The sequence below is a fragment of the Mycobacterium sp. NPDC003449 genome, assembly GCF_053588415.1.
Genome location: NZ_JBSFPX010000193.1, coordinates 1 through 13985, shown reverse-complemented (window position 1 = coordinate 13985; position 13985 = coordinate 1). Strand labels below are relative to the sequence as shown.

The window sequence follows — 13985 nt, the reverse complement described above, 5'->3', positions numbered from 1 at the left end:
CGGGCGGCCGACCTCCTCGGCCATCATGGTGGCCAGCGCGGGCAACGCCGGTTCGTAGGTCTCGCGAAGAGTGTTGTACATCAACCGGAATGCGATGGAGTCCGCACCGTCGACGAGGTGATCCCAGAACATGATCGCGTGGCGCTGCCGTTCGATCGGGTCCTGCTCGTCGGCCAGGGACCGCAGTCTGGCCTGCAGCAGATCCTCCAGTTCGGGGTGCCGCCGTTGCGCGGCGAGTTCGGCGATCTTGGGCCCGTTGTGCAGGCGGGCCTCCAGAATGCTGCGGACCACGGATACGTCGAGTTCCCCCGCGCGGAACAGCAGGCGGGGGAGCAGGTCCAGCCCGGCGTGCCTGCGGAAATCGCGCACCGTGGTGGCATCGCCCTGACGGACCTCGACGAGGCCGGCCGCGGTGAGCCGCTTGATCGCCTCCCGGACGGCCGGACGGGACACCCCGAGCGCCTCGGCCAGCCTGCGTTCACTGGGTAGCGAGTCGCCGGGCGCCATCTCGCCGTTGAGCACTTCGGCGACGATCTGCTCGAAGACGTCCTCGGGTACCGATCGCCGGTTCACCGGTTGTAGGGCCATGCACACGATCGTGCCCCGGCACCGGTAAGAGGTCAAGTGGTAAGACCAATTTCCCCGGCTTGCCGCAGCGCCGCGGCGGTTTGTTCGTCGGCCGGCAGGAAGGCCTCGATGCTGAGTTCGGCGGCGGTGAGGTCGAGGGCGGTGCCGAAGGTGGTCACGGTACTCAGGAAGGTCAGCGTGGCGCCGTCCTCGGCGGCGAGTTCCAGCGGCACCACCACCCCGCCGAGATCGCGGATCGGTGCCGACCCGCCGGGGTAGGCCTCGATCTCGACGAGCAGGGCGGCCAGCTCGGCGGATTGGCTCACCTCGACCTCACGGCGTAACCGGCTGATCAGATGGTGCCGCCATTCGGCCAGATTGCGGATGCGCGGTGCCATGCCCTCCGGGTGCAGGGTGAGGCGCAACGCGTTGGGCTCGGCCAGCAGATGCTCGGCCACGCCGTGCAGCATCACTGCGGTACCGGCGTTGGCCTGCAACAGATTCCAGCCCCGGTCGACGACGACACACGGAAACGGGCTATAGGCGTCCAGTACCCGTGACACTCCTTCGCGCACGGCCCTCATATCCGGGTCGTCGAGCGCGCGCTCGGCGTACACCGGCGCCAGCCCGGCGGCCAGCAGAAGTTGATTCTGTTCGCGCAACGGCACTTCCAGCGCCTGGGCGAGGCGAAGCACCATGGCACGGCTGGGTACCGATCGGCCGGTTTCGATGAAGCTGACATGACGGGCCGATACGTCGGCCTCGATGGCCAGATCGAGTTGACTGATCCGGCGGCGCTGACGCCAGCCCCGCATGAGCGGTCCGATCGACGGTCGGGTTACGGCAGTGGTCACCATCCGAGTCTCGCCCACGCCGGCGGGTGCGGCCACTACCTCACGGGTAATTGCCCGGATTACCCCGGCCCGACACCGTGGAGGCAGACAGAAGGGAGTTCACCATGCGAGACCGGCAGGAGCCCACCCGTCCGATTCCCGGTTGGTTGCGTCGCGTCCTGGCCGCGGACCGGGCCGGGTCGGCCTGGTATATCGGCCTCGGGTTCTTCTTCGCGCCGGCCCTGGCGGTCGTCTCACCGTGGCCCGCGCTGACCGCGGTGCTGTGGACCGCCATCGGGCTGGCCGGCCTGTGGCTCGGTCTGCTCGGAATCGCCATGGCCGTCGGCCTGGCGATGGTGCTGAGGTCGAATACCGAGATCCCCGAGGACTACTGGCGCTCGATCATCGACTATCCGAGCGCTCGTGTGGCACCGGACATTTCGTCGCGCCGCGATAGTCGACCTGCCAGTGTTTGATACCGTTCAGCCAGCCCGAGCGCAGCCGTTCGGGCGCCGACAGCGGGGTCAGGTCGGGCATCTCGTCGGCGATCGCGTTGAACATCAGGTCGATGGTCATCCTGGCCAGGTTCGCGCCGATGCAGTAGTGGGCACCGGTGCCGCCGAACCCCACGTGCGGGTTCGGGTCGCGCAGGATGTCGAACGCATAAGGGTCGTCGAAGACATCCTCGTCGAAATTGGCCGACCGGTAGAACATCACCACCCGTTGGCCCTTCTTGATCGCCACACCGGCCAGTTCGGTGTCTTCGAGCGCGGTGCGCTGAAACGACGTCACCGGGGTGGCCCACCGCACGATCTCGTCGGCGGCGGTCGCCGGGCGTTTGCGCTTGAACAACTCCCACTGATCGGGATGGTCGGTGAACGCCATCATGCCCTGGGTGATCGAGTTGCGGGTCGTCTCGTTGCCGGCCACCGCGAGCAGGATCACGAAGAATCCGAACTCGTCGTCGGAGAGCTTGTGGCCCTCGACGTCGGCCTGCATGAGGGTGGTGACCAGATCGTCGCGGGGGTTGGCCGCGCGGTCGGCGGCCATCTGCATGCCGTAGGTGATCAGCTGCACCGATGCGGTCATCCCGTCGTTGCCGGCGAACTCCGGATCCTGGTTGCCGACCATCTGGTTGGACCAGTCGAACAGTTTCTTGCGGTCCTCCTGCGGGACACCCATGAGGCCCGCGATGGCCTGCAGCGGAAGTTCGCAGGACACCTGCTCGACGAAATCCCCAGAACCCCCGGCGGCGGCCGTCCGGACGATGGTGCGGGCGCGCTCGGCCAGATCGGCGCGCAGCCGTTCCACCGCTCTGGGAGTGAACGCCCGCGAGATGATCTTGCGCAGCTGGGTGTGATGCGGGGCGTCCATGTTGAGCAGCACGAACCTGCCCTGTTCGATCTGCTGCGGGACGGTGCCCTCGGGATAGCGCGGCAGCGCGGTCTTCTCCAGGCTGGAGAACACGTCGCTGCGCAGTGACACCTCCTTGACGTCCTTATGCTTGGTGACGACCCAGAACCCGCCGTCGTCGAATCCGCCCGTTCCCACGGGTTGGTCGTTCCACCAGATCGGTGCGAGCCTGCGCATCTCGGCGAGTTCGTCGACCGGCAGCCGCTCGGCGTAGACATCGGGATCGGTGAAGTCGAAGCCGGGCGGCAGCTGCGGGGTCGGCATGGTGTGGACGCTCCTCACGACGACGTTCTGTAGTGACGTAAGGCATTGCTACACCACAGTTGGGGCGGCATGGAGGGGGTTTCGTAAACTGTGCGGACCCTGATTTTGAAACGTGTTCCGATTATCGAGTTGTGGTGTATGAGTGGCCGTGCGGGTTGGCGCAGCGCTACCATCAGCCACTGGAGTAACAGTGAGAGGCCACCCGATGACTGACCAGTTCCAAAGGTTCGTATCCGCGGTCGCGTGCTGCGCGTCGGCTCCCGTCATCGCGCTGGCGGTCGCGGGCGTGGCTGCGGCCGATCCAGCCGTGCCTGCGCCCCCTCCGGGGCCCGTGCCGATGCCTGCCCCGGCGGCAGCCCCGGCCGATCCGGCGGTGCCGGGCGCACCCGCCGATCCGGCCGCTCCGGGGGCCCTGGCCGCGCCTGCGGCGCCCGAGGCGCCCACCCCGCACCTCGCCAGCCCGAACGCCCTCCCGCCGGGGTCGACGATGGACCCGAACGCCCGGGGCAATGAAAGCCCCAACGTCGGCTATCTCAAGGACCTCTGGCACGCCGTGCAGAACCAGGAGATCAGTGGCAAGGAGGCGTTGCTGCTCGGCGTCGCCCAGCGGGGGATGAACACCCCGGTTCCGGATCAGATCCAGGGCCCGAATGTGCCGTCCATGGGCGCGCCCGCGCCGGCCATGGGTGCTCCCGGTGCGCCCGCTCCGGCCATGGGGGCTCCCGCTGCGCCTGGTGCGCCCGCCGGGATGCCCGGCGCGCCCGCGCCGGCCCCTGGTGCGCCCGCTGGGATGCCCGGCATGCCCGCGCCCGCCCCGATGGGTGCGCCCTCGGGGATGCCGGCCTTCGGTGCTCCGGCTCCGGCTCCGGCCCTGGGCGTCCCGGCCCCCGGCGCGCCCGTTCCGGCGCCACCCCTGCCCTGACGGGATTACGTTGAAGATTGCAGCCACTGGGTGGCCGCAATCTTCAACGTAAGTGCTTCGAGGCGCTCAGCCGTTCGATCCGCGCAGGCACATGTTTGTGCCACGGCGTTCCCGCGTACTCGTCGCGCCAGCGCGTCGAGGTGAGTTCGTTCGGCGCCACGCCGGGGACGACGGTGCGGCCCTCGCCGTCGACATGGTCGACGCCGAATCCGTTGGGCAGCGAGACGTGACCCGGCAACATGGCCTCACTGACCTGCACGGTGGCCTCCGCACTGCCCGATGCGGTGCTGATCGTGACCCGGTCGCCGTCACGCACGCCGATGGCCCCGGCGTCGTCGACGCTGATTCGCAATGCGCCGTCGGCATCGCGTTTGCGCCAGCTCGGATCGCGCAGGATGTCGTTGGCGGTGTAGGCGCGACGCTCTCCGGCGGACAGCACCATCGGGTACTCGGCGGTGGTCAGGTCCGACGCGGCGGCGGGTAGGGCCCGTACCGCATCGAGCATCTCGGGCAGGTCCAGCGCGATCTTGTGGTCCTGGTGCCCGATCAGGGCGAAATCGTCCGGATACTCGTGGGCGGTGAACGTCAGCCCGGACCGGCCGGCCAGGATGGCCTCGAACAACGCGTTGCCGTCGGCGTGTCCGGCGCGGCGCACCGCGTCGGGATAGGTCATCGCGGTCTTCTGGGCCAGGCCCCACAGCGCGGCGGCACCGGCGAGCCCGTCCGGCAGCACCGGCCCCAGCGTCTCGTACAGCACATAGGGCAGAACACGCCCCAGGCCCGGATTGGCTCCCACGGCGGTGAGAAACGCCGCGCCGTAGGCGTCGAGTCCGTCCCGCGCGGCGCGCCGCAACGGCGCCAGCTCGGCATCGTCGACCGCGCCGACGGCCCGGACCAGCCGGGCCCAGATCTCGGGCTCGGGGAGGGTGCCTGGCAGTGGGTCGAACAGCGGGTGGCGCAGGTGGAAGGTGTTGTGCGGGAACTCCAGATTGAAGAACGTCGCCTCGGCCTTCTCGAACTGATTGGCCGCGGGCAGCACGTAATGGGCCAGCCGCGCCGTCTCGGTCATCGCGACGTCGATGACCACCAGCAGCTCCAGCGATCCCAGCGCGTCGCGCACCGCGGCGGAATCGGCGATCGAATGCGCCGGGTTGCTGCTCTCGACGATCATCGCCCGGAACCGGTCGGGATGATCGGTCAGGATTTCCTGCGGCACCACATTGGACGGCACCAGGCCACCGATCACGGGCGCGCCGGTGACCGGGCTGCGCCCGACCCCACCCGAGCCGAACAGCGGCGCGAGCGACGAATGCAGATGCTGCGCACCGGGTTTGGCGAAGTTTCCGGTGAGAATCCACAGCATCTTGTTGAGGTAGGAACTCAGCGTGCTGTTGGGGGCCTGCTGGATGCCGAGGTCCTCGAACACCGCCACGCTGCCCGCCGCGGCGATGCGGCGCACCGCCCGGCGCAGCAGGGTCTCGTCGACGCCGCTGCGCTGTGCGTATTCGCCGACCGGCACCTGGGCCAGCACCTGGCGGACCGGTTCGGTCCCGTTGACGTGTTCGGCCAGAAACGCTTCGTCGCAGAGGTTTTCCTGCACCAGCACCGCGGCCATGGCGGCCAGGCACCAGGCGTCGGTTCCCGGCCGCACCCGCAGGTGGAAATCGGCCAGTTTCGCGGTGTCGGTGATCACCGGGTCGATCACGATCATCGCGCGGTCCGGATCCTTGGCGATCTCGTTGAGCACCACCCTGGCCCGGGGGAAACTCTGCGACATCCACGGGTTTTTGCCGACGAACACCGCGACCTCGGCATGCTCGAACTCGCCGCGGGTGTGCCCGCCGTAGAGCTGGGCATCCACCCATGCCTCACCGGTCTTCTCCTGCGCCAGGGCATTCGACCGGTACCGTGACCCGATCGCCTTGAGGAACGCCCCGCTGTAGGCGCCGCCGAGGTGATTGCCCTGCCCGCCACCGCCGTAGTAGAAGATCTTGTCGCCACCGTGGGCGTCGCGGACTGCCAGGAAGCCCGCCGCAATCTCGGAAATCGCGGTGTCCCAGTCGATCTCCTCGTAGCTGCCGTCGGGCCTGCGGCGCAGCGGCGAGGTCAGCCGGTTGGTGCGGCTCTGGTAGTGGTCCAGCCGCAGCGCCTTGTTGCAGGTGTAACCCTGCGATGCCGGATGATCCTTGTCGCCGCGGATCTTGGTGATGGTCCGGTCCTCGGTCTGTACCACGATGCCGCAGTTGCACTCACACAGGATGCAGGCGGTGGGGTGCCATTGGTCATCAGTCATCACGGTGTCCTTCCAGGAGTGCCCGCAGCTGGCGGTGGATCAGGTCCAGCGGCTTGACGTCTCGGGTTGCCCGCGCCACGACGACCGCGCCCTCGACCGCCGTCAAGATCAGCGTGGCGAGTTCCTCGGCGCGTTCGGCGGCCACGCCGTCGTCCTGCAGCCGCTGGGTGATCTGAGCGGTCCAGCGGGTGAACGCGGCCCCGGTGCGGTCCAGCAGCGGCCGGACGGTGTCGGCCTGCTCCGGTGCGCCCGCCTCGACGGCGACCGCGACGATCGTGCAGCCGGCCCGGAAGTCGCTGTTGATCAACCGTTTGCGGAACGCGGCGATCATGGCGTCCAGCAGCGCCACCGCGCTGTCGGCCCGGTCGATCCTGACCGCGATGTGATCGCTGGCGTAATCGATTGCCTCGCACAGCAACTGGTTACGACCGCCGGGGAAGTAGTGGTACGCCGAGCCGCGAGGTGCACCGCTGTGGGCCAGCACATCGGCGACCGCGGTCGGGTGTGCACCACGCTCGCGGATCAGCACGGCGGCCGAGGCCACCATGCGTTCACGGGGACTGGTCACTGCGGCACCTCCTGGTCTATGTATGTAACCATACATAGCCGATGGGCCCGACAGTAACGCGGAGGATCGCAGCCACCAGGTGACCGCGATCCTCCGCGTACGTGTTTCGAACGCCCGGGCTACACCGAGGCGGCCTCGTTCAGTTCGTTGAGCCTGCCGGTGGCCTCCAGATACTCCTGCACCCAGCGTTCGATGACCGCCGAGGTCTTCTCGACCTTCTCGAACTGCCCGACCACCTGGCCGACCGGGTTGAACGCCACGTCGACGGTCTCGTTCGGGTACTTGTGCGTCGCGGCGACCGCCATCCCGGACACCATGTACTGCAGCGGCATGCCGAGCGGCTTCGGGTTGTCCGGGTTCTCCCAGGCCTCGGTCCAGTCGTTGCGCAGCATGCGGGCCGGCTTGCCGGTGAACGAGCGGCTGCGCACGGTGTCGCGGCTGGAGGCGTTGGCGTAGGCGGCCTGCTGTACGGGCGTGTTCTCGGCCTCTTCGACCATTAGCCACTGCGAACCGGTCCAGGCGCCCGCGGCGCCGAGAGCCAGGGCGGCGGCGATCTGTTGGCCGCTGCCGATGCCGCCTGCGGCCAGCACCGGCACCGGAGCGACCTCCTTGATCACCTGCGGCCACAGCACGATCGAGCCCACCTCGCCACTGTGCCCACCGGCCTCGCCGCCCTGCGCGATGATGATGTCGACGCCGGCGTCGGCATGCTTGCGGGCCTGTGACGGGGATCCGCACAGCGCGGCCACCTTGCGACCGGCGTCGTGGATGTTCGTGATCATCTCGGCCGGTGGTGTTCCCAGCGCGTTGGCGATCAGCGTCATCTTGGGGTGCCGCAACGCGATCTCGACCTGTGGGGTCGCGGTCGCCTCGGTCCAGCCGAGCAGTTGCAGCGTGTCGTCGTCGCTGTGGTCGGTCGGCACGCCGTGATCGGCGAGGATCTTCTTCGCGAACTCCAGGTGCTCTTGGGGCACCAGGGACTGCAGCATGCCCTTGAGCTCGTCGGCGGACATGTTGGCGTCCATGCCCTCGTACTTGTTGGGGATCACGATGTCGACGCCGTAGGGGTGGTCGCCGATGTGGTCGTCGATCCAGGCGAGTTCGACCTCGAGCTGTTCGGGGGTGAATCCCACCGCGCCCAGCACGCCGAACCCGCCGGCTTTGCTGACCGCGACCACGACGTCGCGGCAATGGGTGAAGGCGAAGATCGGGAACTCGATGCCGAGCTCGTCGCAGAGGGCGGTGTGCATACCTGCTCCTTGGTGGGCGGTGGAAACCGTCGTCGGAATCAAATTGAAACGTGTTCTATTTTAGTACCCGGACGGAGGCGGGTGGGACCCAACCCGCAGGAATCAGGCGAGTTCGGCCACGAACGACACCTCGTTACCGTCTGGGTCGGCGACGTCGAGAATGGCCACCATATCGGCGATGACCAGCGGTTCGCCGACCTCGACGCCGTGCCCGCGCAGCGTCGCCGCCGTCTCGGCGAGGTCGGTGACCCCGAACCGGACGGCGCCGTGCCCGGCCCGGTCGGTGTCGGTGACGACCTGTAGCCAGGCGGTGCCGGTCAACTGCCATTCGGCGACCCCGTCGATCGGTGCCAGATCAGGTTGGCGGCCGATGATGCGTCCGTACCAGGCCACGGCCTCGTCGAATCGGCGGGTGGCGACCACCGCGGCGATGTCGTTGACCGCGACATTGGGTGGGGGAGTGACCATGGCTCCATTCCTCGTCTCGATTCGCCGGTCAGCCCGGCATTTTGGTCTACTTGACGGTATGGGACCCAGCTTGTCGATACCCGAGTCGCTCGAGGAGATCGGCGCTGGCCCCGGCGGCGCACACGTGGGGGCATTCTTCGATCTCGACGGCACCCTGGTCGACGGGTTCACCGCGACCGCGCATGCCGGTCACCGGATCCGGCAGCGCCAGGCCGCCATCGGCGAGGTCCTCGGGATCATCGAGGCATCGGTCCGCTACCGGCTCAACCGGATGCCGTTCGAGAAGCTGCTGGTGCGCGCGGCCGGGTATCTGCGCGGCGAATCGCTGACCGAACTCGACGAGTTGGGGGAGCGGCTGTTCGTGGACCGGATCGCGCACCGCATCTACCCGCACATGCGCGATGTGGTGCGCAGGCATCAGGACCGTGGTCACACCGTGGTGATGAGTTCGTCGGCACTGACCATCCACGCCGAACCGGTGGCCCGCCATCTCGGGATCGACCACGTGCTGTGCAACCATTTCGAAACCGATGAGCAGGGCAGGCTGACCGGTGGGATCGTCAAGCCCGTCATCTGGGGTGCGCGCAAAGCCGATGCGGTCCAAGGGTTCTGCGAGCGCAACGACATCGAGTTGGGGCGCGGCTTCTTCTACGCCGACGGCCCGGAGGACAGCGCGCTGATGCGGTTGGTCGGTTTTCCGCGGCCGGTCAACCCGCGGCCCGGGCTGGCCGCGGCGGCCGCCGAACACGGCTGGCCGGTGCTCACCCTGGCCCGGCCCGCGCCGAGGCGCCGGGTGGGTTAGCCGAGCCCGTAGACACCTCTGCCGGTGACCAGGGGGAGGTCCAGCGTGGTCCGGATTCCCGGCGGGGCCGCCAGCACATCCGGGATCGCGTTGACGATGCGGCCCGCCGCGGCCACGATCGCGGCGTGGTTGTGGTCGCCCTTGCGGCTGGACGGGCAGATGTCGACGGCGTAGGACGGCTCGCCCACGATCTCGACCCGGTAGGAGCCGCCCGGCTGGGCCGGCTGCGCCCAGTCCGGGCGCAGATCGCCGCGCAGCCGGGTGACGTGCTCGATGACGATCGCCGGCTCACCCGCGGCCATGCCCCGGATCTCGAACCGCACCGCGGCCACCGTGCCCTTCGCGATGTGCCCGGCGGCGACGTCGAAGTCCTCCGGTGCGGGTTCCTTCTCGCACACCTCGGTGATGTCGTCGATCTCGATGCCGAGCCCCGCGGCCAGCTGCCGGATCGAGGTGCCCCAGGCGATGCTCAGCACCCCCGGGTGAAACAGCATCGCGGTCTCGTCGAGTGGTTTGCCGAACCCCATCACGTCGAACATCACCGTGACCCCGTCGTAGGTGGCGTAGTCGGCGATCTCCATGCAGCGGACCTGCTGGATGCTCTGGCAGGTCCCGGCCAGCGCGAACGGGATCAGATCGTTGGCGAACCCGGGGTCGACCCCGGTGATGAACAGGCTCGCACCGCCGGTGGCCGCCGCGTCCTCGATGCCGACGATGTACTTGCGCGGCATGAGTTTCCAGGGGAACTGCAGGCTCACCGGGGCCGAACCGACCACGTTGATCCCCGCGGCCAACAGCTTCGTCACGTCGGCGATCGCGTCGGGGCCCCTGGTGTCGCCCATCGCGCAGTACACCGCGCAGTCCGGTTCGGCCGCGATCACCGCGTCGAGGTCGTTGGTGGCGGTGATGCCGGTGGCCCGGTCCAGCCCGGCGAGCTCACCGGCATCCTTGCCGACCTTCGATTCGGTCGAGATGCACAGCGTCGTCAGCTCGTAGGCCGGATTGATCAAGAGCCCGGTCAGCGCCAGGCGGCCGACATTCCCTGTTCCGATGTGGGCGACGCGAATTGCCATGGGAACGAAGTATGCCGACTCGACGGGGAAATTGGAACAGGTTCTAATTTCCCCGGGTGCTGGGGTAGCCTCACCGGGCATGGGACGCGTAGACGGAAAAGTCGCACTGATCAGTGGTGGCGCTCGCGGGATGGGCGCAGAACACGCCAGGGCGCTGGTCGCCGAGGGCGCCAAGGTGGTGATCGGCGACATCCTCGACGAGGAGGGCAAGGCGCTGGCCGCGGAACTGGGTGACCCGGTGCGCTACGTCCACCTCGACGTCACCGACGCCGACCAGTGGGACGCGGCCGTCGCGACCGCGAACGAGGAGTTCGGACGGCTCAACGTGCTGGTCAACAACGCGGGCATCGTGGCGCTGGGGGCGATCGGCAAATTCGATATGGCCCAGTGGCAGAAGGTCATCGACGTCAACCTGACCGGGACGTTCCTCGGCATGCAGGCCTGCGTCAAGTCGATGAAGGCCGCCGGCGGCGGGTCGATCATCAACGTCTCGTCGATCGAGGGACTGCGCGGGGCGATGATGGTGCACCCCTACGTCGCGTCCAAATGGGCGGTGCGCGGCCTGACCAAATCGGCCGCGCTGGAGCTCGGCGCGAAGCAGATCCGGGTGAACTCGATCCACCCTGGCTTCATCCGCACCCCGATGACCGAGCATTTCCCCGAGGACATGCTGTCCATCCCGCTGGGCCGGCCGGGACAGCCCGATGAGGTGTCCAGCTTCGTGGTGTTCCTGGCCAGCGACGAATCCCGCTATGCCACCGGAGCCGAATTCGTCATGGACGGCGGGCTGGTCAACGACGTTCCGCACAAGCTCTGACCGACCACCGCCGCGACGACGGCGGGCGACATTCGGCAGAATGATCCGGCGCGGCCGATCTCCGGATGACGCGGCCGCCCGGTCCTCGAGGAGCTGCCATTTCCGCCCGGAAACGTCGTGTCGGGCCCACCATCGCGGGTTGTGTTCTCATCACGCTGTTGGTGTTGTCGCTGTGCGTCGGTGACCTGCCCACCTTCGCGGGCTCGCAGGCCCCCTCCGGCCGGATCGAACTCGCGCACGGTTGGCAGCTCGCGTCGGCGCGCGGCGTGCGGGCCGACGGCGCCGCGATGTCCACCCCCGGCGATATCGCGGGCGGTTGGCACACCGTCGAGCACATGCCCGCCACGGTGCTGCAGGCGCTGCAGGACGACGGCACCTACCCGGACCTGTACTACGGGGAGAACCTGACCCGGGTGCCCGACGACCTCTACCGCCAGGACTGGTGGTACCGCACCACATTCGACGCGCCGGCCGGCAGCTCGAGTTACCGCCTCGAGTTCCCCGGGATCAACTACCGCGCCGAGGTCTGGCTCAACGGCACGATGGTGGCGGACAGTTCGCGGGTGGTGGGGATGCACACCGCCCACGAGATCGATGTGACACCGTGGATCGCCGAGGGCGCGAGCAACACCCTGGCGGTCCGGGTCACTCCCGAGCAGGCCTTACAGGACGTCGACGGGGTCGAGCTGGCGGACAGCTGGTGGGACTGGCTCAACTGGAACCGGATCGGCTACCAGGGCCCCGGGAAGAACCCGTTACGGGGGAATTCCTTTGTCGCCGACCGCAATGCGGGGATCTTCAGGCCGGTGTACCTGAGTTTCTCCGGACCGGCCGTGCTCAGCGATCCGATGGTCACCACCGAGCTGCCGCTGCCGTCCACCGACAGTGCCCGGCTCACGGTGTCCACCGATGTCCGCAACACCGCGCGCGAACCGGTCCGAGGCGTGGTGCGGGCCAGGATCACCCGGGCCGGCAAACCCGATGTGACGGTGGACCGGCCGGTCAGCCTGGCCGCCGGCGAGAAACGCGAAATCCGGTTCGACCCGGACACCTTCGCGGCGTTGCGGATCGAGCACCCCGACCTGTGGTGGCCCTACACGATGGGCTCACCCGACCTGTACGACCTGCGGGTCGAGTTCGTGCGGTACGGCCGGGTCACCGACGCCGAGGAGTCACGGTTCGGCATCCGCACCGTCGAGCAGCACCGCGACAGCGATGAACAGTATCCCGATCTGGGACGGGGCGGCAGCTTCTACCTCACCGTCAACGGCAGGGACTTCCTGGTCCGCGGCGCGGCCTACACCCCCGACCTGCTGTACCGCTACGACCCGCAACGCGAGGACGCGATCCTGGGCTACGTGCGGGATATGGGCCTGAACATGTTGCGGCTGGAGGGAAAGTTCCCCGGCGACAACATCATCGAGCGGGCCGACGAACTCGGCATCCCGCTGATGTACGGGTGGATGTGCTGCAACCAGTGGGAGAAGTGGTGGCAGTGGGATGACGAGGATCACCGGGTCGCCGACGACAGCCTGCGCTCGCAGATCCTGTCGCTGCGCGGGCACCCGTCGGCGTTCCTGTGGGCCAACGGCAGCGACGGCAGGCCGCCCGCCGACGTGCTGGCCGGTTACCACGCCATCCTCGAGGACCTGCGCTGGCCCGACGCCGTCGTCGACACCGTCTCCTCGCTGGCCCGCAACGAGGACGGCGAGGTCGACTGGGACGGTATCCACATGGCGGGTCCCTACACCTGGCGTCCGCCCAGTTACTGGTTCAGCGGCCGGTACCGGGCCACCAGGGGTGCGAACGCCGAACAGGGCGACAACGAACACATCCCGCCGTTCGCGAGCCTGCGGAAATTCATCCCGCCCGACAAACTGTGGCCGATCAACGAGGCGTGGTACTTCCACGCCGGGGCCAACCCCGGCAACGCCGTGCTGGACAGCATCCGCACCGCGGTGATGCAACGCTACGGATCATCGCGCAGCGCCGAGGAATTCGCCGGAAAGGCGCAGCTGGCGCATTACGAGTCGACCCGCGCACAGTTCGAGGCGTTCGCCTCGCAGGGCTGGGCCAACCACAAGATGACCATCTACTGGATGCTCAACAACCACTGGCCGTCGTTCTTCGGCCACCTCTTCGACTACTACCTGCGGCCGGGCGGCGCGTACTTCGGCGCCAAGAAGGGGCTGCGCCCGCTTTCGGTGGTCTTCGACGCCTACGCGACCGGCGACCACGACACGGCCAACGTCACGGTCGTCAACCAGTCCCCGGAGGAGCGCAGCGGCCTGCGGGTGCGGGTCCGGACCTACGATCTGAACGGCCGGATGCGTGACGACCGCACCAGCCGCGCGGTGACCGTGCCGTCCGGGGGCGTCGCCGCCGCGCTCACGCTGCCTCGGGAGGCGCGCGATTCACAGGTGTTCTTCGTGCGCTGCGAACTGCTCGACGCCGACGGCGGGGTGGTCACCGACAACACCTACTGGCAGTCCCAGCAGCGCGACGACGTCGGCGGCCCCGGCAACGACCAGGCCTTCGAACTGCACCAGACCCGGTGGGCCGATATGACCCCGCTCAACACCATGGCGCGGGTCCCGCTGCGGGTCGCCGCCGAGCGCTCGGCGGGGGCGGAGGGGGGGGGAGGGACCGACACGAAGCCCCACCCCCCCCCCCCCCACCCCATATAGCACAAGTCCGAGGGCCCCCCCCGCCGCG

General features: G+C 68.5%; 13 protein-coding genes. 5 read left to right on the top strand and 8 right to left on the bottom strand.

Features of this window, described 5'->3' with window-relative positions; translation table 11 throughout:
- Positions 1-588 (bottom strand): FadR/GntR family transcriptional regulator (locus ACWDTP_RS32150; RefSeq protein ID WP_450027264.1); only part of this gene is annotated, 588 nt, incomplete at its 3' end.
- Between the two features lie 32 nt (positions 589-620).
- The gene (locus ACWDTP_RS32145) at positions 621-1424 is read right to left on the bottom strand and encodes a helix-turn-helix domain-containing protein (protein ID WP_450027263.1); all 804 of its coding nucleotides are present in this window, start codon (positions 1422-1424) and stop codon (positions 621-623) included.
- Positions 1425-1525: 101 nt separating this feature from the next.
- Between ACWDTP_RS32145 and ACWDTP_RS32140 the strand changes: the two genes are divergently transcribed.
- Complete coding sequence (locus ACWDTP_RS32140) at positions 1526-1876, top strand: hypothetical protein (protein WP_450027262.1); 351 nt, start codon at positions 1526-1528, stop codon at positions 1874-1876.
- Here the strand turns inward: ACWDTP_RS32140 and ACWDTP_RS32135 are convergent.
- On the bottom strand, positions 1803-3077 hold the full coding sequence (locus ACWDTP_RS32135; protein ID WP_450027261.1) for a cytochrome P450: 1275 nt from the start codon (positions 3075-3077) through the stop codon (positions 1803-1805). The genes ACWDTP_RS32140 and ACWDTP_RS32135 overlap by 74 nt on opposite strands.
- Before the next feature lie 205 nt (positions 3078-3282).
- Between ACWDTP_RS32135 and ACWDTP_RS32130 the strand changes: the two genes are divergently transcribed.
- Entirely contained in the window at positions 3283-3999 is a 717-nt protein-coding gene (locus ACWDTP_RS32130) for a hypothetical protein (protein WP_450027260.1), read from the top strand.
- 43 nt (positions 4000-4042) lie between these two features.
- Here the strand turns inward: ACWDTP_RS32130 and ACWDTP_RS32125 are convergent, their stop codons facing one another.
- The 4 genes from ACWDTP_RS32125 to ACWDTP_RS32110 form a co-directional block, all read right to left on the bottom strand.
- On the bottom strand, positions 4043-6292 hold the full coding sequence (locus ACWDTP_RS32125; protein WP_450027259.1) for a molybdopterin-dependent oxidoreductase: 2250 nt from the start codon (positions 6290-6292) through the stop codon (positions 4043-4045).
- The gene (locus tag ACWDTP_RS32120) at positions 6285-6860 is read right to left on the bottom strand and encodes a TetR/AcrR family transcriptional regulator (RefSeq protein WP_450027258.1); all 576 of its coding nucleotides are present in this window, start codon (positions 6858-6860) and stop codon (positions 6285-6287) included. The genes ACWDTP_RS32125 and ACWDTP_RS32120 overlap by 8 nt, the downstream gene beginning before the upstream one ends.
- 119 nt (positions 6861-6979) lie before the next feature.
- Positions 6980-8110 carry a nitronate monooxygenase gene (locus tag ACWDTP_RS32115; protein ID WP_450027257.1) on the bottom strand — a complete coding sequence of 377 codons (1131 nt, stop codon included), beginning with the start codon at positions 8108-8110 and terminating at the stop codon, positions 6980-6982.
- Between the two features lie 102 nt (positions 8111-8212).
- Positions 8213-8578, bottom strand: a complete 366-nt coding sequence (locus tag ACWDTP_RS32110; RefSeq protein WP_450027256.1) for a VOC family protein — start codon at positions 8576-8578, stop codon at positions 8213-8215.
- A gap of 58 nt (positions 8579-8636) precedes the next feature.
- Here ACWDTP_RS32110 and ACWDTP_RS32105 point away from each other — a divergent pair, with 58 nt between their 5' ends.
- On the top strand, positions 8637-9380 hold the full coding sequence (locus ACWDTP_RS32105) for an HAD family hydrolase (protein WP_450027255.1): 744 nt from the start codon (positions 8637-8639) through the stop codon (positions 9378-9380).
- Here ACWDTP_RS32105 and ACWDTP_RS32100 read toward each other — a convergent pair.
- Entirely contained in the window at positions 9377-10453 is a 1077-nt protein-coding gene (locus ACWDTP_RS32100; RefSeq protein WP_450027254.1) for an NAD(P)H-dependent amine dehydrogenase family protein, read from the bottom strand. The genes ACWDTP_RS32105 and ACWDTP_RS32100 overlap by 4 nt on opposite strands.
- Positions 10454-10532: 79 nt before the next feature.
- Between ACWDTP_RS32100 and ACWDTP_RS32095 the strand changes: the two genes are divergently transcribed.
- Complete coding sequence (locus ACWDTP_RS32095) at positions 10533-11270, top strand: glucose 1-dehydrogenase (protein WP_450027253.1); 738 nt, start codon at positions 10533-10535, stop codon at positions 11268-11270.
- A 155-nt stretch (positions 11271-11425) separates the two neighbouring features.
- Positions 11426-13957, top strand: coding sequence for a glycosyl hydrolase 2 galactose-binding domain-containing protein (locus ACWDTP_RS32090; protein ID WP_450027265.1), 2532 nt, complete (start codon positions 11426-11428; stop codon positions 13955-13957).
- The last annotated feature ends 28 nt before the right edge of the window (positions 13958-13985 follow it).